The sequence below is a fragment of the Candidatus Defluviilinea proxima genome, from assembly GCA_016721115.1.
Taxonomy (GTDB): Bacteria; Chloroflexota; Anaerolineae; order Anaerolineales; family Villigracilaceae; genus Defluviilinea; species Defluviilinea proxima.
Window position 1 is genome coordinate 2,944,491 of sequence record JADKIW010000001.1, and the last position, 20,267, is coordinate 2,964,757.

At 45.9% G+C, this 20,267-nt stretch carries 19 protein-coding genes, 1 tRNA gene and 2 pseudogenes; 8 read left to right on the plus strand and 14 right to left on the minus strand.

The features are described from left to right. Positions 1–48: 48 nt before the first annotated feature. From IPP66_13650 to IPP66_13685, 8 genes are all read right to left on the minus strand, one after another. Positions 49–1,086: a hypothetical protein gene (locus IPP66_13650; protein MBK9926320.1), complete on the minus strand. Its 1,038-nt coding sequence runs from the start codon at positions 1,084–1,086 to the stop codon at positions 49–51. Between the two features lie 212 nt (positions 1,087–1,298). Further along, entirely contained in the window at positions 1,299–1,706 is a 408-nt protein-coding gene (locus tag IPP66_13655; GenBank protein ID MBK9926321.1) for a hypothetical protein, read from the minus strand. 125 nt (positions 1,707–1,831) lie between these two features. Beyond that, a complete protein-coding gene (locus IPP66_13660; protein ID MBK9926322.1) occupies positions 1,832–2,230 on the minus strand; it encodes a hypothetical protein in 399 nt (132 codons plus the stop codon). A 19-nt stretch (positions 2,231–2,249) separates the two neighbouring features. Next, positions 2,250–3,548, minus strand: a complete 1,299-nt coding sequence (locus IPP66_13665) for a hypothetical protein (protein ID MBK9926323.1) — start codon at positions 3,546–3,548, stop codon at positions 2,250–2,252. After that, on the minus strand, positions 3,545–3,832 hold the full coding sequence (locus IPP66_13670) for a WXG100 family type VII secretion target (protein MBK9926324.1): 288 nt from the start codon (positions 3,830–3,832) through the stop codon (positions 3,545–3,547). The genes IPP66_13665 and IPP66_13670 overlap by 4 nt, the downstream gene beginning before the upstream one ends. After that, positions 3,825–4,097 (minus strand): hypothetical protein, encoded by a 273-nt coding sequence (locus IPP66_13675; GenBank protein ID MBK9926325.1) that lies wholly within the window; start codon positions 4,095–4,097, stop codon positions 3,825–3,827. The genes IPP66_13670 and IPP66_13675 overlap by 8 nt, the downstream gene beginning before the upstream one ends. Next, positions 4,094–6,964 carry a DNA translocase FtsK gene (locus IPP66_13680; GenBank protein MBK9926326.1) on the minus strand — a complete coding sequence of 957 codons (2,871 nt, stop codon included), beginning with the start codon at positions 6,962–6,964 and terminating at the stop codon, positions 4,094–4,096. Before IPP66_13680 ends, IPP66_13675 begins: the two co-directional genes overlap by 4 nt. A gap of 343 nt (positions 6,965–7,307) precedes the next feature. After that, entirely contained in the window at positions 7,308–8,798 is a 1,491-nt protein-coding gene (locus IPP66_13685; GenBank protein MBK9926327.1) for a hypothetical protein, read from the minus strand. Between the two features lie 177 nt (positions 8,799–8,975). Between IPP66_13685 and IPP66_13690 the strand changes: the two genes are divergently transcribed. Then, entirely contained in the window at positions 8,976–9,137 is a 162-nt protein-coding gene (locus IPP66_13690; GenBank protein ID MBK9926328.1) for a hypothetical protein, read from the plus strand. After that, the gene (locus tag IPP66_13695) at positions 9,112–10,935 is read left to right on the plus strand and encodes a recombinase family protein (GenBank protein ID MBK9926329.1); all 1,824 of its coding nucleotides are present in this window, start codon (positions 9,112–9,114) and stop codon (positions 10,933–10,935) included. Before IPP66_13690 ends, IPP66_13695 begins: the two co-directional genes overlap by 26 nt. 9 nt (positions 10,936–10,944) lie before the next feature. Here IPP66_13695 and IPP66_13700 read toward each other — a convergent pair whose 3' ends face one another. Continuing rightward, entirely contained in the window at positions 10,945–11,367 is a 423-nt protein-coding gene (locus tag IPP66_13700; protein ID MBK9926330.1) for a helix-turn-helix transcriptional regulator, read from the minus strand. 447 nt (positions 11,368–11,814) lie between these two features. Between IPP66_13700 and IPP66_13705 the strand changes: the two are divergent. Together IPP66_13705 and IPP66_13710 are read left to right on the plus strand one after the other, a co-directional pair. Continuing rightward, positions 11,815–12,360: pseudogene (locus tag IPP66_13705) on the plus strand (recombinase family protein). 27 nt (positions 12,361–12,387) lie between these two features. Beyond that, positions 12,388–12,588 (plus strand): annotated as a pseudogene (locus IPP66_13710) (recombinase zinc beta ribbon domain-containing protein). 386 nt (positions 12,589–12,974) lie between these two features. On the opposite strand, the gene IPP66_13715 reads toward IPP66_13710, so the two are convergent. Together IPP66_13715 and IPP66_13720 are read right to left on the minus strand one after the other, a co-directional pair. Continuing rightward, positions 12,975–13,048, minus strand: a tRNA-Asp gene (locus tag IPP66_13715). Between the two features lie 44 nt (positions 13,049–13,092). Then, positions 13,093–14,241: a L,D-transpeptidase gene (locus tag IPP66_13720; GenBank protein ID MBK9926331.1), complete on the minus strand. Its 1,149-nt coding sequence runs from the start codon at positions 14,239–14,241 to the stop codon at positions 13,093–13,095. 204 nt (positions 14,242–14,445) lie between these two features. On the opposite strand from IPP66_13720, the gene IPP66_13725 reads away from it, so the two are divergent. Genes IPP66_13725 through IPP66_13740 form a run of 4 tightly spaced genes read left to right on the plus strand, consistent with a single transcriptional unit; the run spans position 14,446 to position 17,039 of the window. Next, complete coding sequence (locus tag IPP66_13725) at positions 14,446–14,793, plus strand: roadblock/LC7 domain-containing protein (protein ID MBK9926332.1); 348 nt, start codon at positions 14,446–14,448, stop codon at positions 14,791–14,793. A gap of 12 nt (positions 14,794–14,805) precedes the next feature. Further along, positions 14,806–15,441, plus strand: coding sequence for a 4-vinyl reductase (locus tag IPP66_13730; GenBank protein ID MBK9926333.1), 636 nt, complete (start codon positions 14,806–14,808; stop codon positions 15,439–15,441). Between the two features lie 12 nt (positions 15,442–15,453). Continuing rightward, positions 15,454–16,308 carry a response regulator gene (locus tag IPP66_13735; GenBank protein ID MBK9926334.1) on the plus strand — a complete coding sequence of 285 codons (855 nt, stop codon included), beginning with the start codon at positions 15,454–15,456 and terminating at the stop codon, positions 16,306–16,308. After that, a complete protein-coding gene (locus tag IPP66_13740; protein ID MBK9926335.1) occupies positions 16,305–17,039 on the plus strand; it encodes a polyprenol monophosphomannose synthase in 735 nt (244 codons plus the stop codon). Before IPP66_13735 ends, IPP66_13740 begins: the two co-directional genes overlap by 4 nt. 36 nt (positions 17,040–17,075) lie before the next feature. Here IPP66_13740 and rsmA read toward each other — a convergent pair whose 3' ends face one another. From rsmA to IPP66_13755, 3 genes are read right to left on the minus strand one after another with little or no spacing between them, the layout of a single operon-like run. Next, complete coding sequence (gene rsmA, locus IPP66_13745) at positions 17,076–17,906, minus strand: ribosomal RNA small subunit methyltransferase A (GenBank protein MBK9926336.1); 831 nt, start codon at positions 17,904–17,906, stop codon at positions 17,076–17,078. Continuing rightward, the gene (locus IPP66_13750) at positions 17,903–19,072 is read right to left on the minus strand and encodes an LCP family protein (GenBank protein ID MBK9926337.1); all 1,170 of its coding nucleotides are present in this window, start codon (positions 19,070–19,072) and stop codon (positions 17,903–17,905) included. The genes rsmA and IPP66_13750 overlap by 4 nt, the downstream gene beginning before the upstream one ends. Beyond that, positions 19,072–20,265 carry a DUF348 domain-containing protein gene (locus IPP66_13755; protein MBK9926338.1) on the minus strand — a complete coding sequence of 398 codons (1,194 nt, stop codon included), beginning with the start codon at positions 20,263–20,265 and terminating at the stop codon, positions 19,072–19,074. Before IPP66_13755 ends, IPP66_13750 begins: the two co-directional genes overlap by 1 nt. Positions 20,266–20,267 lie beyond the last annotated feature (2 nt).

Below are 20,267 nucleotides of genomic sequence, written 5' to 3' on the forward strand. Positions count from 1 at the left end.
CAATGCCTATTATTCCCCTTAGCTACTGGTGAGGCGATTTGCTTTTCATTACTTAAGTCTACCTAAGAACCCATGAGCTGCTATTCGTATTTCTTCAATGGGTTCTTGCAAATCTTTAATTTGTTCCTCGGAAAATCTATGCCAAGGGAGGTTCAGCAAAACATTGCACAGATAAGGCTCTTTCATTTTATTCGTCCACATATTCTCGATAATTGAAAGAAGAATCCATGACCAAAGGAGCCATGAACCAGGATTGGGTTCGGGATCAGTTCGTACTTTATTTTCTAGCGCTTTAGCGGCTTCTATCGCTGCTGTTTTAACGGCATTTTTTTTGTTTTGGACACGACCAACATCTACTCCAACTGTTAGCAGGGTAAAAATTGATCCAGCACCTCCGCCTACGTCAGGGGCTATAAAGCCTTTATGTTGTACGAGTTTGTCAAGTTCAATGAAGTACCACGACAGCTTTGCAAAGATATTCGTTGGGTTTATTTTGAGTTCTGCTCTTGCCCAAGTCTCAGCATTTTTGCAATCATTCATGTGAGTTAAAACAAGAGCCATTAAACCCGCAATGCCTTTTTGCGCTTCGATATCTTTACCCGCTTCAGCGTATGCCATTGTGAGATAACCATGCGACTTAGAAAGTAGCCCTGAACTTTTATTCTTATCAGATTCCGACATAGAGTCTATAAAGCATTGCCAGCCCTTTTCATAGTATTGGTCTGATTTAGATTGTGTAGAATCAATGGGCGGGGTAGAAGAGTTTCGGTTTGGGACAAAGCTTTTTTCTTTACCACACTTAAGACATAATAGTGTCCTAACGTTAAAATTTCCACAGTTTTTACATTTCCACCCGGTGTCAGCTAACACGCCATCTTTTGTTCCTTCATAATTTACATGAGGCTGCGGTAGTGGGCGTGTGCTATCTATTTCACTATATTGGTAATCAAATTCATATCGACAAGTCGGACAGACTATGTGAAGTTTTTGATTGCGTCGAGGAATGCGCAATTTTCGATGACAATTTTCGCAATCGATTATTATTCTTGCTTCTTCATAATTTTGAGAGGTTGGGTTATTGTTCATGGCATCTCTTTTTACTAAGAGTCTATAGCTGGCAATTGAATTTGCAGTTCGTCCTTGTTCAAAGTTCAATATAGGTCCAAACTAAGGGGTAACCCGAACATAGACAGTATGCTTCCTGATTTTGGTGATGACACAGAAACCCTCTTGGGTATGTATGGATAGAAAAGTGCTAAATCACTTCGCTATCTCCAGCTAAGAGTTCCGAATAACACTTAATTTTGAAAACTACTAATTATCGCATTTATGATGGCAGATCCTGCACAAACGGCAATCGCTAGAATGATAACTATCCCTATTCCAATGAGTATCGCTCTAGTAGTTCGTTGACTTTGAATTTTTTTTATCTCGGCTTGATAAACTTTGATGCTTTCTTGAGCTTGAGAAATTTTGGCCATTTCTGTCTGAAAGTTTTGATAGGCTGCGGCGATTTCGGCTGGCGGTGTCTTCTCGTTAGTTAATTCCGTGGGAAGCTGCGCGAAATTATCTATGACCACCTGTGAAGAACGTTTTTCCATCTCCTGAACATGATCTTGTGCTACGTCAAATTCTTGCCATGTTTTATCCCGCTCTTCGAGAATCTGGCGGATATCAGAGGGAATTACGAATCCTGTGTTTGACATTGTTGATTATCCTTTCTCTATATTGCCTAGAGATAAACCTTCTGGCGAAAGTGATACGCTTTGAAGTGTGTTTCTACATTTTGTGGTTTTTAGGCACTCTACCTAAGAAGGTGAATAGTCACATTTCACCCCGTGCCTACCACATTCGCCTGATCTAATAGACTTTGAACCGCAGGAAACGTTGCCCGGGCTTCAGAATGGTAATGCTCAAATGTGTTAACGTAACCATGTGAGGTTTTCATTTCCTGATCTGTAGATTTCAGTCTCTCAGATACTACCTCGGCATGCTCTTCGACTTGGCGTGAGTAATTTTGGGCGGACTCTAATTTCGCTTGCGACTGATCTAAAGTAGCCATCTGTTGGTTAAGCCCTGCCAACATATGCTGATCCTCAATTTCGTGAGGATCAAGATATCGACTCGTGAGTTCACGCGTAGCTTCATCATCCCATACTCCACGAATATCTTTTCGCAATTCCTGTAGGACACGCGAGCCTTGAGTCATTGACCAAAGTAAATCTTCCATGTCTGCTCTCCATCAACTCCTATGATTTTGAGCGCCGGTAATTAATTGCTTTCAGGGTGGCTAATATAGCATCCTGCAGGTTCTCGGCCTCCTGGGAATCCCTGAGAGCATCCCTAAAACGTTCGCCTTCAATTAGCTGTTGTATCCACGAACTATCTTCCTGTAAGGTGCTTGTCCGAAGGTCGGAAACAGGCCGCTTTAACTTCTCTAAATCATCAAGGGTTATTTCCTTTCCTCCCTCAATTTTCTTCAAGATATCCTGTTTTTCTGCCCAAGTAATGCCTGTGGAATTGGCTGGGGATTGGCTTACTGATCCGGTCATTCCATAGTTTGAACCTGTTGCTACTTCGGACGGTCTATTTAGCTCATACAATTGCTGAGAACGGTGTTCTAGTTCTTTTTGAACCGAAGCTGAATATATTTGCGCAGAATCTTCGGCGCTGTCAGCCATTCGTAAATGATAAGCAGCTTCATCAGTGAGAGCCTGAGCAGCTTGGGTGTCCGTCATCATGCTTTCAGCAGATTCAACTTCAGAGGTCACCTCACTTTGAGCAACTTGCACTAACCTTTTGGCGGCTTGGACAGATTCCAAGCTTCGCTCAGCTGAGTTTAATGCCTCTATTGAGCTTGATTCACCCTCTTGCGCCAAGTTCACCGCTTGTTCCGACAAGGAAACTGCTTTTTCGCAACAGGCTACACGTGCCTTGGCTTGAGCTACCTCTTCTTTAGCAGCAGTAACCTCAACTTCAGCAGCTCTAACCCAGTTCCTGGCATATGCAACTTCGCCTCGTGCCCTACTGACTGCGGCCTCCTCACTGCTACAATTATTTCGATCCTTATCGTTTCTGCAATTGTAAAGGCGTGACTCTGCGCTACTTAAACTCCATTCGGCACTTCTCAAAGCACTAAGAGCACGTTCGTATTCCGTAATCGCGGCGGCTAATCTGGCATTAGCACGTGCTAGCCATGCCAACGCTTTTTCCAATTCCCCTTGCCACAATTGGAGCGTAGAGTGTGCTTCTCGTAAAACTCTTTGTGCTTCCGTCAAAGTTTGGTGAGCAGTATTCTTGGCAACAACACATTTTTCCAGAAGGGAAGCTACGGACGAAACTACATTTTGAACATGGTCTTGATCATCTTTTGCCCGATCCAGCAAAATGGCGGCATTGTGCAGCGCACGGTCAACAGCCTCTTTTGCGTGTCGTTGAAATTCTGTAGCCGATGTCAGTGTGTCACTTGCGATTGAAGACCAGCGTGCAATTTCTTCTTGTAAGTCATCAAGCGCCTGTGCCACAATTCGTGGGTTATAGCTACTCATCCGATCAAGCCACCCTCCGAGCGGTTTGCTTCTCGCAAGTGCTCAATTCGTTCGTTAAGCACCATACTGATTTTTTGGGTTTGTTCAATATATTCCTGGAAGCGTTGTGTCGTGCGAATCCAGCCCTCACGGAATTGATCGGCAGCTTCGCCTTCGTAAACAGCACTGAAATTCCGCCAAGTATTGTCAAGTTGTTGAAATTCAGCAGTCAACTTGGATAAGTGCATTCCCAAAACGCGGTGGTATTCTTCTAAGCCAGACAGCAAAACGCGAGTATCAGCCACCTTGTAAGTACCTCCCCAACGCATGGAGCTTGATGGTCAAGAATTCCACAAATCCGGGACCCTCAGAAGCAACGTAGTGTTTCATTGTTTCTTGAAACGGTCCCCAAACAGAGTCGTAGTGCTTACGCATTTCATCTTGCCAATGTGGTGAAACGTTGTCATGTTGTGCTTGAAGTTCACTGAGGGAAGCACTTAAATTCTCATTGAAGCCAATCAACGCTCGTTGAAAATTTTGCATCTGTGCGTATTGTTCATCCATACTCATAAATGATTTCTCCGCTCCGCAAGTTCATTACCAATCATGCGAAGATGATCAATAAGCGATTCGTTCTCAGCGACAGTAGAGGCATCGCTGCTGTAAGGTTTGAATCTTATTGATCTGTCATTTTCCAAGTCTACATACAAAGCGCAAATTGGTGTAGAACCTTCAGCCTGTAGCTGAGATGCTTTTCGGCTCCGCGCAAAAGTATGAGACTCATCCTCCGACATTTGAAGAGCAACGCGATGACGAAAATTAACCAAGCCACGTCGCTCGTCTATCACATTTGCCATAGGTCTTACGCCTGCGAAGCTCAAAATCAAGTGGATTCCGAGAGGAGAACCTTCCAGATATAGCCGTCTCAGTTTTTCTCCTAAGGGCGATTCAGCCATTCCCCCGTATGTGTCAGTCTTGCGTCTCATTGCCTCAATCCCATCGAGTTCGGTCATCATGACAATAATTGTTGGAGCGTTGGCAATATCTTCTTCGTTCAGATTGCGCCGCGCATCTAGTTCGCCAATCAATTTATTTAGTATGCTCTCGATTTTTGTTGTTTCCTTGGTGAATTCGGTTATAAAACCAGCCGGCAGCAGGACAGAATCGCAAGCGGCCTGAAGAACATTGCTCCATTGTGATCCAACAATACTACGATCAAAAATGACGAACTGCGTTTCCACAGGTTTGGTGTTCACACTCAAACTGGCAATCATAGCAGCTAACATTCCATACCGGGCAGCGTTTGCTCCCCCCACGATCAATGCATGTTCCGAAACACGTCGTCGGAAGACTACCATAGCTTGTCCACGAACATTAAATTGTTGTCCAAGCCAAACTACGCGAGGATGTTCAGCCGAGAACCAATCGACGATTCCTAATCCGCCCGTTTCTACGACCTCTCGAGCAAAGCTCTCTAATTCTTGTGCTGTTGGCCAGGTCGATCGACGCAATAAGCTTGCACAGTATGGGTTGTCGATTAGGCTGGGTTGTGCCTTTCCATTAAAAACCACGCGGCGAGGCAAGCTATCATCAGACAGAGAATTGGCTCTCTCTATTAAAGCTTGTAGGATTTCGTCGCGATGTTCAGGGTGAAGATAGGCTACCTTCCCTGCAACGTTCGCTGTATCGTCACCACCTTTTTCATTAACAACGATTTTTCCAGGTAAGTCGCATGTTGTAATCAAGGCTTTGCCGCGCCGTCCAAACTCAGTCAAGGCTTGTACGTCTGCGGCCTTCATCTGCATAGCCATCAGCAAATGCAAATTTCCGAAAATACCCGTCTGGTTGAGCATACCCGCTGCACCGAAGCGTTGCGATGCCAATAGCATGTGAATAGCCGCGCTTCGCCCCTGTTGCGAGAGCTGTAACAGATAATTGGAGGCCACTCCATCTTTGTCTCCCTCAAACAGTTCTTGATATTCGTCTACTAAGAGGAGAATGCGCGGCAATTTCCCTTCAGGTTCACCTTTAGCGCGGTAACTTGCGAAGTCATTTACCCCGACTCGTGCAAAAATCGCATTTCGCCGTTCTTTTTCTGCAATAAGTTCGGCTAGTACACTTCTAGATAGTTCTGGAGAAGAGCGAAGTGAGACAACTTCTGCATGTGGCAGTTGGCGGTAAGTTTGAAACTCTACGCCATCTTTGCCGTCAATCAAATAAAGTCGTAGTTCATCAGGTCCGTATCGAACTGCAAGCCCGCTAATGAGGACATGGTATAGATTGGATTTGCCTGCGCCAGTCATAGCCCCAAGCATACCGTGAGCGCATGGTTGGTTATCATTGTTTACGCCGAACCATATTTTTAGTTTATCTGTACCACCGCGTGCGCCAATCGGAGTCTCAACAATCTTGGTACTCGTTTCCTGCCACCATTCTGACTTAGGTAATCCAACCAGGCTATCCCAATCCAATATTCGTTCTGGAGGTTTTGCTATCTTAAGTTTCTGGAATAATTGGGTTTGTAGGTCAGCAGATGGAGCGGACTCGGGCTTGATTTTTAGGTTCAAGTCAGTGAAAACTCCCTCGTCTTCCATATTCACATAGAAGGCATTTTTGAAGCCATCCATACTCATGTCGCGGGGTAGTTCGTAATTCTGATTGTGGTGAATGAACAGATAGGTTCCGGCGGCTGGCCCTGTGTTCCCTATACTTTGTAAGGCCTCAATGGCACGGCGATCATACTGATTCGGAAAGTCGGCCGCAAAAACAAAATGGAATTTCTCATTTATGCGAATCTCAGGTGGCACGCGTTCAAAAGACGTAATAGATGCGTCAAGGTAAGTTTCAATAATTCTCTGGATATTAACAATTACTTGATCTAAATCGCGGCGGACATCACCGGTGCCATCTTGTACTTGTGGTAAGTAACGTCTCATTGGAAAGGCAATGCCATTCCCCGCAGGGTCAAGCAAGGTATAACGTACTTGATGCGGCAACATCAATGCAGTTCGGACTAATAGTGATTGAAGGAGAGCGGTTCCTTGTCCAACCGTGTTTCCAACGCTCCTCAAGATGATGGTTTTACCTTGGCCAATAAAAGGAACATAGGCAGGTATATGAAAAATACCATTTGTACGGGGTTCGCTCAAATCACCAACTCGGATCACTGATTCTTCTCGTGCAGCGTCAGCCCCCCACGTATCCCACCGATTATCATTCCAACTAGCGACAGATGAAGCAGGCTGGTTGAATAACAAGGTGCTTAATTTTTCAATATTCTCTTGCAGTAATGGATCGAAATATTCGCCAAGCTTTTGTACATAGTGCTTTCCATGCTCCGCCCATGATCTGGCTCTTGATTGAGACGCTGAGATCTCCTGATTAAGTTTCCCGATCAGCTTTTGCAATTCGTCAATATTTTTGGGCATTGGAAGCATTGCCTTCACTCCTCTTTATTTTGCCTAGTATCTGATTATCCCTATGACCGAAGCCCTTACACGAACTTTGTTTTCACAAGAAATGATATCTGTTAATTCCCCAATTTAGGTGTTATACAGAATATTTCTGTATAAAGAGATTATAAATCGAATTATACGCCTAACCACAAAATATAGGTGTATTGATCATAACGTACTGGGCGTGACATTGATCCTGACGATTTCAATCAAACACAAAATAACTTTTCACATTACCCCGATATTGCCAACAATCAATATTCTCTACAGGGCGGCAACCTCGCACCACATTTACGGGCTTTCACTTTCGAACTAAATCCCGTTCTTAATCCGATGCGTGTTTAGCGAGCCAGATTTTACTCTCTACTTTTTTTGCTTCTGGAATATGTTTTGAGTTCGCCCTAGTACTGTGCATGATATGCAGAATTTGGTCGTCTGTTACTGATTGGGTGGATAAGCCGAGAAAATCTCTAAAATCATTTGCATCCAATGAATAACTTATAGATTCCCGAAACGCTAGTTGCTCCATATGCCCAGCTCGAGTTTCTGGTATCCACCAGGGATCATCGGAGCTTTCACATGCGCCCAAATATATTTCAAACCCTGTTTCAACTTCCTGGTATCCGTAACGTGCCCGTCGTATATATTTTTCCTTGAATTGTTGAGCAATCCTGCTTTGATTCCAAGCTTTTTGCGATTGTTCAGCAGCAGAGTTTTCTTGATAAAAGGTTGTTAGGGAGGTTATTAAGTGCCAGTCTGAGTTATCACCTAATGGTTGAGTGAAGTTGAATTGATCGCGATCAAGGTTGATGATTGTTGCCAGTTTTGAAGGACCTGGAAACCGTTCATTTACTCGGATTGTGTCGCCGCATCTTGTCGTGATTGTGTCAAATTTTGTTGGCGTGGCTTCGATGTGGATTAATATTTTGAATGAAATATTATCAGGCTCAATAACTGAAGGATCTATCCAGAATGGACTACTCTGAAGTTTGTGTCTTAGTTTGGTTAGCGCTTCTTTTCTTTCTTGTTCAGTTCGAATATGTGAAGACAAGTCTGGTAGCTCTGGGTTATTGGTTATATTAACCAGCTCTGTTTCGACCCATTCTATCGCGCTTGAAAACTCCTTGAAATGCTCTGATTTTTCCAAAGACCCTTGTCTTTTCGTGCATGCGCACCAAAACCATTTGGTTTCATCCACACATACACGCCCTTCCGCTGTTAGGTGTTTGCACATCCAGCGATTTGACCCATTGGGCAGCCACTGAAATTGCCTGGCGCTGAAATCGAATTTTTCTGTTTCCTCTTTGTGGGAAAAATCTAGTGCTGCTTCTATGAACTGATGTATTGCATCGTCGTAGCGCTTCTTTTCCATTTTTGCCATATTGGAGATTATTGACTTGTTCGCGTTGATAAGTTCGATTAATTCCGGTCCGGCTTCAGCGGGCAAGTGCAACATTTCCTTGTAAAACGGCTTGGTACCTGTTGATGTCGTTTCAGTTTTCTGCTCAGTTTTTTTGCGCCGCCCACGAGGATGTGCTTCGAATGAAAACTCATACACCAATTTTGTAACTGAAATTCCCTCTGTTTTCCAGTTATCCTGGGATTCAAGTTGATTTAGCAGTCGCAATGTGTAAGAACCGTTCAAGGCTTCGATTTTTTTGTCAACGTTATTCCAGACGATCAAACCTTCTTCTTGCCAGACATTGAATTGACGTTGTTCAAACCAGTCAGGACAATCAGGCATATTTTCTGCTGTAGAGAAACGCTTGTATTCTGAATGCTGGTTGAAGCGCATACCCCAAGATGTTCTGTTCATGGTTACTCCTTGTACTGTTCAAAAGGACACCAATGAGAAAGTAGCTAATTTTAACCACTAAACAGAAAAATGTTCAATTCAATATTTTCATAGCGACAGTATTTCGATACCTAGCCCTTCCTGGCACTAAAATTTGTCCTGATCTATGCAAGATCGAACCTTACTAATCCAGGAGAAATGATCACGTTGTCATACGCAGTTGATGAACGAATTGATGAGTTTGCCCGAGCCTTTGTGGCGATTCTTCGCCGTCTGATTAATGAACAACAAGCTCGTCAAAATATACATGATGCCAAAGAAAAGAATGATACCAATGCGAGCCGCGCTTCAAGTAGATAGCTCTTCTGTTTCTACTACTCTAGATGAACTGAATATTTTTATTAGGCGGGAATACGGTTATTTAGATGAGATTTCTAATAACGCAACCTGGGCGATTTATTCGCGAGTTTCGCGGGTGGATCCTAAGTTTCAAGGATATTCGCTTGAAATTCAGCCAGATCGAGCCGAGGAATATGCTCGTGCACATGGTGCCCAAAAAGTAGAGAATTACAGCGATCCAAATAAGACTGGTCGTAATAGTCGACGCAAAGAGTTACAGCGGCTGATTCGTGATGTCATATCTGGTCGCATTCAAGTTGTGGTCGTTCATCGGCTGGATCGCTTATACCGAAATTTGGAATCCGTGTTGGGCTTCGTTCGCCTCCTAAAAAGGTATAAAGTCGGTCTGATCAGTGTTACAGAGAACATTGATACCAATACGCCTTATGGACTTCAAATGCTGGCGTTGTTGGGGATGATGGCTGAAACCTATGTACACCAAACTAGTGAGCGTACACGGGAAGCCAAGGCTCATCGGGCACGGAGTGGTTTGCCAAATGGATATTTACCGCTAGGATATTGCAACGGCCTTTGTTCGACTTGTTCCGACTCTCATGGAAAGGGGATATGCCCAATGATTGGAATGGAAGATCGACCAGAAAGCCAACGCGGGCGTGTGGCTGTTCCTCATCCGGTTACACGGTATGCCATCTCCTGGATCTTTGAATTGTTTCAGAAGGGATATAGCTATCGCGAGATCGCTGATTGGTTGAATTCACATGACTTTACCCTGCCAGATGGCCAATCTATTCGATACCGCACCAAAGGAAAGACCCTTAGTAATCCACTGGGATTATTTTCCCGGGACAGCATACGGGCGATCATTGAAAACCCATTCTTTGCTGGTTTGGTGGCTCGGTATGAACGACCTGATTTGGATATGTCAGATGATCCCGAGAATCCGGAGAAGAAAACCGGAAATGGAAAGAAGATCAACAGCCGACGCGTGATCGAACTACAGCAAGGCAAACATGAGGCTTTGATTAGCTTGAAGGATTGGAAAACCGCCCAACATATGCGCAAAATGAAAGGGCGTACACCTACTTCTGCAGCTGCCTCAAAACGTATTTACCCATTGACAGGTGTCAGTCGTTGTTGGGTATGTTTTGAACATAACGGAGGGATTGTTACCCTCCGAGGTGGAACATTGAGAAACGATCGGCGTACTTATCGGTGTGCCGCACTGCAGGATCGTCATTCATCGAAGCACAAGCATCTGAAGATAAATTTGAAGACTAAAGCTTTGAAGGAAATCAAGGTTCAACCAAATCCTATGAGTCAGGATGTAGTTGATCGTCATACGACCCGTTACCTATCGGGAGATAAGCTGGAGGCAGAGGTGGATCGTTTGATCGAAAGGATCAAACTGCCTGATGAGATCAAGGAAAAAATCCTGGCATATTATGTGTCAGACGAAGGTTTGTCGGCATTTGAGAGGGAGAATTTTAATCTGCGCCAATCACTTAAACGTTTCCAAGAGCTATATAAACAGGGAGATATCGACAAGGCAGAATACGAGGAGCAGGCTCATTTTATTCTTCAACGACTACGAAGCTTGAAACCATCTGCAAATCCGGCTGCCCAGGATGTTCTACTGCTCTTGGCAGATTTTCCTGGAAACTGGTCTCGGATGTTGCCGGGCGAAAAACGGGTACTCCTCAACATCATGTTCAAAGGATTGTATTTCGATTCGCAGGGAAAATTGCGGAAAATCCTTGCCCACCCGCCATTTGATGTAATGTTTGGACTAGAGGATTAAACGCAAGGATTATGCCAGCTTTTTGAGTTCCCTCAAGATAGTACGGAATGCACCAACTACCTTCCGGCGCGATTCGGCATTTGGAAATTCTGCCAAGTCTAAAGCCATGTCTACAGCCTCGGGTGGTAATTGTTTTTCTCTGTTGCTGTGAGCAATATCAAATATCTGAAGTGTGGGCCATTGAGCAAGTTGTAGGAACTCATTTGGATTTACACCAAAATAATCAGCCAGCATGATGCAGGCAATCATGTTTGGGCGTTCGCCATTTACGATCCTGCGCACGAATTGATGATCTAATCCTGAATTGATGCCGGCAGAGCGCAGCGATTCATTTCTTTGGTCGAGCAACTCCTGTACTCGATTGGAGAATGGCGTTAGATCAACCTTCTTTTTTCGGGCATATCTTAATTGGCTTGCGATTGGTTTTTCCATGTGTTTCTCCTCAATGCGATAGAATGCACGAGTGTGATTATATATCTTCAAAGAGAGGAGAAAAATTATATGACGTCTTTTTCCATGCGCGCCGTTGGCTATCGGCGCGTCTCGATGCGTGAGCAGGTGGATGGATTCAGCCTAGATGCGCAAGAGAATAATATCCGTAAGTATGCAGCAGAACGAGGTTGGGATTTGGTGAGGGTTTATACAGATGCTGGCATCTCTGCTAAGAAAGATAGCCACCGACCGGAATTGGCAAAATTGATGCAGGATGCCGAGGACGGGCACTTTGATATTGTCATTGTAGATAAGATCGACCGCTTCTACCGCCACTTGAATGGCCTACTCAATGCGCTGGATCAATTGAATGACCATAGCGTAACCTTTGTATCGGTCCAGGAGCGGCTCGATTTCACAACACCTTGGGGAAAGTTAACTCTGACCATGTTGGGCATGCTGGCAGAGATTTATATCGACAATTTACGCCAAGAAACCCGTAAAGGAAAAATGCAGCGCGCCCGGGACGGTTTATGGAATGGCAATATACCATTTGGTTATTGTCGAGGTCTATGTTCAAAATGCGATGATCCAAATGGACCAGGGTATTGCCCTGATGTTGGGATGCCAGACAAAGGAAGTGGCAAAACTATGGTGGAACATCCAATTGATGGGAATGCGGTCAGGAAGATGTTTGACTTATATTTGAATGGGACGAAAAGTGACCTGGGGGTAGCTGAGAAATTAAACCAAATGACATTCACCTTACCGGATGGCACTATTCGCAACTATCGACAAAAAGGGATTCGAGGACTGAAAGGACCAGGCCTATTCACCAGGGATTTTGTGCGCGGACTTCTCACTAGGGTTTTGTACACAGGAAAAATCGCGTACTATGGCAGAGGCAGAAAACGAAAAATAGAATCTCTTTATCCAGGAAGACATCCTGCGCTAATTTCCGATGAAACATTTCAGGCGTTGACGGATCTCAGAAAAACAGTGGGAAAACATCCGTCAAAGATGTATGGTAAAGATGCGCGAGTCTATCCGTTGACAGGCATGCTTTTTTGCGCGGGTTGCGGTTGGCCAATGCGCGGAACTGCTTGGAAGCATATTGGTTTTACTTATAAAGATTCAAGCCGGATAGAACTTGATAATGACCATTGTGATCAAAAGATTGTAAAAGCAACTGCATTGGAAAAGCAGGTGATCAAACTTTTATATGATGCAACCAAGATCTGGGAGAAATCTGTGAAACCAGAGTTTACGGCAAAGCATGTTGAAGAGGCTGAAACCGATTTACATCGAGCCCAAGAGTTATATATCCGAGGTGAAATTACGAAAGAAATATTGGATCGGGAGAAGGAAAGAGTAGATAATATCAGCAGACCCTTGCAGGAAAATAATTTCACTGCTACACTAACATTAAGCAAGAAAATCCAATTGGCATATGCCAATTGGAAAGAGTTAAGTACAATCGAACAAAAAAGATTGCTTCGACTGGTACTCGAAGCAATCTTTGTGCGAGAAAACGCGCTAGTGGCTGTTCAACCGACTTTTGCGTTTCTTCCTATTTTGACTACTCTCTTGAAAAAGAGTAGTAGCAGCGGTCCCGACGGGATTCGAACCCGCGATCTCGGCCTTGACAGGGCCGCATGTTAGGCCGCTACACCACGGGACCAATTAGCTAAGCGGCCGATAGTTTACCATGTGCATTATTACGTGTCAATACGCCCAATCCTTATACAAGGCTGGATCGGTGGGGGTTAATCCAGTTGTGTCATAAACAAAAACATAGTCTCCAACATTGGCCCAGTTAAACAACCAGTGTGAATCGCCCACTGATAAATTTACGCATCCATGTGATTGTGGATATCCAAATCGGGTGCGCCAATACGCGCCATGCAACGCGCGTGCTTTATCGAAGTACATTGTCCAGGGTACATTGTCGAGATAATAAAAATCTGTCAGGTCGCCGTTCCTCATGGTTTCAGTTTCTTTTTTCTCATAGATCTGAAACAGCCCGGGGCGTGTATAGAACGGTTCCAATCCACTGGCAATCACAGTTGCGAAGACGAGTTGGTTGTTATCGTAGACTGCCAATGTTTGTTCGGCGAGATCAACATCGATCCAACGGCCATTTGCTACTCCCTCTGGGGAAGTTGTTTTTGGTGTTACTTTAGCAAGGATGCGTGCCTCCACCCATTGACCGGGGCCGATCATGTCCCAATCCACGCCGTCAGCAGACTGGGTATCATACACTTGCACGATATCAACATAGGGGTAAAGAATTCTGTCTGTTAGTGGGGTGTTATATCCGGGAGCGCTTCGAACAGGAACACTATCTGTATAGAACGGCAATGGCCATGCAAAAGAATTATGCGGCGTGGATTTAAACTCCAACCCTTGGAATGTTGAAAATTCCCCTATCCGTGAGCCTTTGCCCGGTATCCATGCGCCAGATTGGAGCAGATAGAAAATCCCTTTGCCAGTATCTACTCTGTCTACATAGGAGACATACACAAAGCCGGTAGGAAAAATTTGTCCAGTAGGTGAACCTGCCGGGCCTGATACAGCAGACACATCGCCATCATCGAGGCGAAAGTAAAAATAGGGGAGCTTTGTCAATTCAAAATCAGGCTTGTTAAAGCGTAAAGGACGTGGTGGGATGGTTAATCCCTGTTTTGCCAATTCGGTCACATAGGCCGATGGCCCACTGACAAGACAATCCTCTGGCATTACAACATACACATCTGGCGCACAAACTACTGTGCCGCTTGCTGGTTCGTCGCTTTGTGCTCGAGCAATGATCCAATTTGTAGCAAGGCTGGCAGAGATCGCAATACCAACAAAAACAAAAAATATCTTTTTCATATGCTTCCAATGTTACCAGACGATTGAAATCTGCCAACCTTTACATTTCTGTTAATGGATGGCCGGTTTTTTGATGACTTGGCTTGACACTTTTTGTCCACTACGCTATATTATCCGCAATTCCTATCAAACCTGCCAGCCAGGTATTGGCTGGAGAATTTTCTGTGCAGGAGGGCTGTCTTGTCCAAGTCACGAACGCAACAAATGGTTGATCGTCTTCGGGAGTTACAGGCATCATCACCCGATATTGAGGCGTCCGCAGTCGTTAGTGTGGATGGTCTTAGCATTGCATCTGCATTGCCTCAAGGTGTAGAAGAAGACCGCGTATCGGCGATGTCTGCGGCAATGCTATCCCTTGGCGAACGCATCGCAACGGAACTCGGTAGGGGCTCACTGGAACAAGTGTATATCAAAGGGGAAAAGGGATATGTAGTATTGATGTCGGTGGGTGAGGAAGCAGTTCTTACCGCATTGGCCCGTGAACAAGCAAAACTAGGCTTGATCTTCCTGGATATGAGACGTGCCACTGAAGATCTCGCAAAACTGATCTAATTGGAGTCAAGCATGAGCCCTGTTCAAAACGCTGGTTTATATTATCCAAATAAATTCGGACGCATCATGATCCAATCCCTTGAAGAGGTAATGGGTAAGAATGGTTTGAATGCTATCCTTAATCTTGCTGGCTTGAATCATTATATTGATAGTTATCCCCCCGATAATTTGGATAAAGGCTTTGACTTTGCTGAACTTTCTGCTGTTGGAACTGCCCTCGAGGAAATGTATGGTCCGCGTGGTGGACGTGGTTTAGCTCTGCGCGCAGGACGTGCCACTTTTGCAGAAGGCTTGAAGAATTTCGGCGCTCTTGCTGGTGCGGCAGACTTGGCGTTTGTCGTTCTCCCGCTTCAGTCCAAGTTGCGAATTGGTCTGCCGGCCTTTGCCAAGATTTTTTCCCAATTAAGTGATCAGCACAGTACTGTTGAAGAAAAAGATACAGAGTTTATCTGGACCATCCATAAGTGTCCTGTTTGTTGGGCGAGAACAAATGTGGATAAGCCTGTATGTTATGTTGCGACAGGTTTGCTTCAGGAATCCCTCAAATGGGTGTCAGGCGGCAATGAATTCCGCGTGAATGAATCCAAATGCATTGCCATGGGTGATGCGGTCTGCGAATTCGTCATTCAAAAAGAACCCATTTCCTAAAGTGGGGTAGATGTGGCAGAAGCCAAACATAAGATCCTGATCGTTGAAGATGACCTTGATGTAGCGGAGATGTTGAACGCATATTTCCGCGTTCAGGGATATGAAGTGTTCACTGTCAACTGGGGTGAAGATGGTGTACGTGCCGGCCAGACTATTTTGCCTGAGCTGGTTATTTTAGATATTCGCCTTCCTGATATTGATGGTTATGAGGTAGCGCGTCGTTTGCGCGCTGATCGTCGTACGCAGGAAATCCCCATTATCTTCTTAACGGAAAAACGTGAGCGTGTAGATCGTCTGCAAGGATTTGAAGTCGGCGCAGATGATTACATTACCAAACCTTTCGACGTGCAGGAACTCCGCCTGCGCGTTCGCAATGCCCTTAAGCGTATCAGCCAAGGGTCGTTGACCAATCCTGTCAGTGGATTGCCGGAAGGCCCTTTGGTCGAGGAAAAACTATCGGATGCCATCCACAAAAGCGGATGGGCACTGCTTCATATTTCGATCAGTCATCTCGATTCTTTCCGTGAAGCATATGGATTTGTTGCTTCTGACGATGTGTTACGCGCCATCAGCTTAATGATTCACAATACGATCAAAGAAACCGGCTCGAACGAAGATTTCCTTGGGCATTTGAGCCCGACAGATTTTGTCATCATTATGACCCCCGCGAACATGACAGCATTTCGTGATCGCATTCATTCTCGACTTGAACAATCACTGGATTATTTTTATCCTATCAAGGATCGTGAGCAGGCATCCAAGCGACCGGATCGCCTTTCGGTTAAGGTCTCTGAAGTGCCATCTGTGTTTGGTAAATATTCCAGCGTAGATCAATTAAAGAAAGAGTTGTTGAGCAAGCATTCGTGAAGATCACCATCGTTTTACCAACATATAACGAAGCGGAGAACCTACCCAAACTGGTCTCCGCTTTATTTTCGTTACCACTGGAACTGTCCCTTTTGGTTGTGGATGATAACAGTCCAGATGGCACCGGTCAGATCGCCGAGGATTTGTCGAAAGAACATCCCGGGCGGATTTATATTCTCCATCGTGCAGGGAAGCTGGGATTAAGATCAGCGTATCTGGAAGGGTTTGCCAAGGCTTTCGAAACAGGAGCAGATGTCGTGGTCCAGATGGATGCGGACTTTTCCCATGCCCCGGCTGTTTTGGTGGAGATGGCAAAGCGCATCGAATCCTATGACGTGGTGATTGGGTCCCGTTATACAAAAGGTGGTTCCCTCGATCAAAATTGGCCTCTCTGGCGAAAAGCATTATCAGCATTTGGCAACACCTATGCACGGACCATCCTCAACTTTCCGTTGCGCGATGTAACAACTGGTTACCGCATGTGGAGACGGCAGGTGTTGGAGAAGATGCCGTTGGATCGTATTCGCTCGAACGGATATGTGTTTTTGGTAGAGATGGCGTATGTAGCCTATCTGATGGGATTCAAGATCGTTGAGACGCCCATTCATTTTTCAGATCGGCGCTGGGGAAAATCGAAGATGTCTTTGAAAATTCAAATGGAAGCTGCAACACGGATATGGGACGTTCGCTGGCATTACCGTGACTTGCGAGATGCCAGACGTATAAAATAGTAAAAACAAATTGCTTCCCATATCGGGAAGCAATTTTTATTTGTAGAGTTTACAGAGCGTTTCCCATTCTTCAATGCTCAATGTTTCTGCGCGACGCATTGGATTGATGTTCGCTTTCGCGAGTAGTTCTTCAGCATTGGGTGGGGAGATGTGCAGGCCTGATGAAAGCGAGTTGCGTAGAGTTTTGCGTTTCTGGCTGAATCCCGCCTTGGTTAATTTGAAGAATGTATTGAGCAGTTCTGGCTGAATCAAAGGTGATGGATAAATGTCAATGCACAGCACCGCAGAGTCCACTTTGGGGGCAGGGAAGAACGCGCTGGCTGGGATGCGTGCCGCGATGCGTGGCTTTCCGTAGACTTGGACACTCAACGCCAACAGACTCATATCCCCTGGCTTGGCGCAGATGCGCTCAGCGACTTCCTTTTGAATGGTGAGTACGATGCGGCGTGGTTTGTTGTCGCTTTCAAGTAGATGACGGATCACAGCCGACGTAATGTAATAGGGGATGTTGGCGACAACGAGATAGTTTTTTTCTGTGATCAATTCCTGTGGGGATAATTTCAATATGTCGCCATGGATGATGTTGACATTTTTATATGGCGTCATGACCACTTTGAGCGGTGCGAGTATTTTCACATCCAGTTCGACCGCGATTACCTCGTGGGCACAGGCGGCAATGTAACGTGTTAAACTCCCGAGGCCGGGGCCGATCTCCAGGACGGTATCTGTTGGCTGTATTTCGGCGGCAGAGACAATATCTTCGAGCGCAAATTGATCTTGTAAAAAATTTTGACCGAGACTTTTTTCGGCATGTAAACCGAATCGTCTAAGTAACGCAGATGCATCGAGCGGGGGGATTTCATTCATTGGCAAATGACGGTTTCTCCTTTTTGCTGTGGTTCGGTTTGTGCGGCAACAGCCGATGGCCATTTGCCACTATTGAATTGTTGAATGTATTCGCGCAGAATATCGTAATCCACATCCCATGTAAAGATATATTTTTTGAAGAGCGGATCGTATGTGCGACCCTGTTCAAAGAGTTGTTGCGGGAAGCTCGTAAAGATGATGTTCTGTGGGTCGAGTTGTGTGCCCAAGCATGCCAGTTGACTGATCTCTTGCGGGCTGAGGGATGTTTGGATCGCGCCTTGAAATGATTGGATCAGATCAGGGATCTTGGTCACAACCTCTGGGCTGGTGAGTTTATCACGTAACGCGCACAGGACGCGGTCCTGGTTGTCGGCGCGGGAAAATACCCCCTCAATGCGAATACGTGCAAGGGTGAGCGCCTGTGCGCCATTTAGATGGTGTGTACCTTGCAGGAACAACAAACGGCTAGCTTTGTCCTCTGCCGTGCGGCCGTCCACCGTTTCGGGCAGTGTCACGTCAATGCCATCTACGGCGTTGACGATCTTTTCGAAGGTGCGCATGTTGACAGCGGCGTAGTGGTCTATCTCTGTGCCGAAGTTGAGAGTCAGTGTCCGCGCCAACAGACCGGGGCCTCCCGCGGGGTCTTTTGTATAGCCCATGCCGGGGTTACCATAGAGGTAGGCTTGATTGAGTTTTTCGTGATCCTGCCCTTTGAGATTGTCTGCGATGTCTGGGATCTCTACCCACAGGTCTCGTGGAATTTCCAACACAGTGACTTTGGGATTTACAAAGTCCACGCGGATGAGACGGATGACATCTGCCAGGCCGTAGAGGTAACTATCTGCACGTTGGTCACTGCCGACGGCAAGGATAAACATGGGCGAGGCCGCTCCACAGACGCCGATGGTTTTCTTGATCGGTCCAGGTGTGGATAATGTTGTCGAAACAGAAGCAGGCACGAGCGTGGAAAGAGGCGTATCATCGTGTGGATTCGGAGTCCACGTGGGAGGAAGTCCGAAGGCAGTAGGAATTGGCGTATGTGGAATTTGAAGCACAGGTCCAAGCGGCTTGCTCCACTTTGTTTGGTAAAGCCAAAAGAAAGCGCCTGCAAGGAGTACCGCAACGATCGAAAGAAATCGAAGAGAGAATTTTTCGAAGCGGCTCATTATTCGATGGGGGGGACGTACGCAGGTGCGGGCGCGAGGAAGTACACTGTGACCACTTCATGCCAGGGTTCGTAATCGGCGTCAGTGAAACCTAGATCGATCCACGGCTTGCCCACACAGCCACCACATGCATCTTCCACAGTGGCGAAGCCATAACCGGGGATAAACAGCGCTTGACCTTTCAACGCAAAATACAGATCGGTTCGCAATGCGACCATACCTTTTTGAAGTTGCTTCCCGCTTGCGGTTGTGGAGCCGCATGTGCTTGTGCCGATGTTGCATGGTGAATACGATGTGGCATACATCTGCACCGCGCGCCAGTATTCGATCTGCACGCCGTTCACCGTTGCAGTTTTTATTTCCACCTTTGTGCCGTAGGCAAGCTTGCGTATCTTTGGCGGGCGCACAAGCGTTTCCTCTTCGGTCACGCGCGAAACTTCAGCGCCGTCTTCATAACGGACACGCACACGTTGTATCGAGATGCCATTTTCACCGGGCTCAAGGATCTGTGTTTGGTCGAGCGCGATCTCTGATGAGGCAACTGTCTCTGTTTCAAACGGGATGGACTTTTGCGCGAGGATGACCGACTCTGTGACTCGTACCACTTTGATATTGCCATCGGACGGCAACGCCTCATTCTCCGAAGGGATGGCATGGTCCAGTCCGAGAAGCGGAATCCCCGCTTCGGTCAATGCTTCCCCAACTGTCCGCGCGGACGATTGAACCTGTAAGATTCTTCCATCCACGCTGATGTTTAGTACGCGAGGGGAAGTGATTGTGATCGTCATTCCGTTTTCAACAGGCGAACCCAACGATGGAACAACTTGGCCCTTTGCTTGTAACTGATACGGTACTTCTGCCAATACTTCTGCAACCGTAAACGCGGACGACTGAATCTGTTGTTGTCCACTGGGTGTGACAAGAGTCAATGCTACCGCACGGCGGATTTGAATGGTGATAGGGTAACTGGTAATTGGTAATTCAGGTTGAATCGATAACCCATTGGAGAGGATACGGTCATTGGCATTGAGCGTTATCCCTGCCTGCGCGAGAATCGCCGAAGGGACACGCTCGTCTGTTTGAAGCGTGGTAGTTTTATCATTGTCAATGATCGTGACGGCAGGTTGGGCGACTGGTTGGCAGGCGAAAAGAAATAACGCAAATGCCCAAACCAGATAATGATTGAATCTCATTG

Bases quoted from the DNA above. Each gene is read 5' to 3' on its own strand.
- IPP66_13650 (MBK9926320.1), bottom strand. From the start codon at position 1,086: ATGAACAATAACCCAACCTCTCAAAATTATGAAGAAGCAAGAATAATA.
- IPP66_13655 (MBK9926321.1), bottom strand. From the start codon at position 1,706: ATGTCAAACACAGGATTCGTAATTCCCTCTGATATCCGCCAGATTCTC.
- IPP66_13660 (MBK9926322.1), bottom strand. From the start codon at position 2,230: ATGGAAGATTTACTTTGGTCAATGACTCAAGGCTCGCGTGTCCTACAG.
- IPP66_13665 (MBK9926323.1), bottom strand. From the start codon at position 3,548: ATGAGTAGCTATAACCCACGAATTGTGGCACAGGCGCTTGATGACTTA.
- IPP66_13675 (MBK9926325.1), bottom strand. From the start codon at position 4,097: ATGAGTATGGATGAACAATACGCACAGATGCAAAATTTTCAACGAGCG.
- IPP66_13680 (MBK9926326.1), bottom strand. From the start codon at position 6,964: ATGCTTCCAATGCCCAAAAATATTGACGAATTGCAAAAGCTGATCGGG.
- IPP66_13685 (MBK9926327.1), bottom strand. From the start codon at position 8,798: ATGAACAGAACATCTTGGGGTATGCGCTTCAACCAGCATTCAGAATAC.
- IPP66_13690 (MBK9926328.1), top strand. From the start codon at position 8,976: ATGATCACGTTGTCATACGCAGTTGATGAACGAATTGATGAGTTTGCC.
- IPP66_13695 (MBK9926329.1), top strand. From the start codon at position 9,112: ATGCGAGCCGCGCTTCAAGTAGATAGCTCTTCTGTTTCTACTACTCTA.
- IPP66_13700 (MBK9926330.1), bottom strand. From the start codon at position 11,367: ATGGAAAAACCAATCGCAAGCCAATTAAGATATGCCCGAAAAAAGAAG.
- IPP66_13720 (MBK9926331.1), bottom strand. From the start codon at position 14,241: ATGAAAAAGATATTTTTTGTTTTTGTTGGTATTGCGATCTCTGCCAGC.
- IPP66_13725 (MBK9926332.1), top strand. From the start codon at position 14,446: ATGGTTGATCGTCTTCGGGAGTTACAGGCATCATCACCCGATATTGAG.
- IPP66_13730 (MBK9926333.1), top strand. From the start codon at position 14,806: ATGAGCCCTGTTCAAAACGCTGGTTTATATTATCCAAATAAATTCGGA.
- rsmA (MBK9926336.1), bottom strand. From the start codon at position 17,906: ATGAATGAAATCCCCCCGCTCGATGCATCTGCGTTACTTAGACGATTC.
- IPP66_13750 (MBK9926337.1), bottom strand. From the start codon at position 19,072: ATGAGCCGCTTCGAAAAATTCTCTCTTCGATTTCTTTCGATCGTTGCG.
- IPP66_13755 (MBK9926338.1), bottom strand. From the start codon at position 20,265: ATGAGATTCAATCATTATCTGGTTTGGGCATTTGCGTTATTTCTTTTC.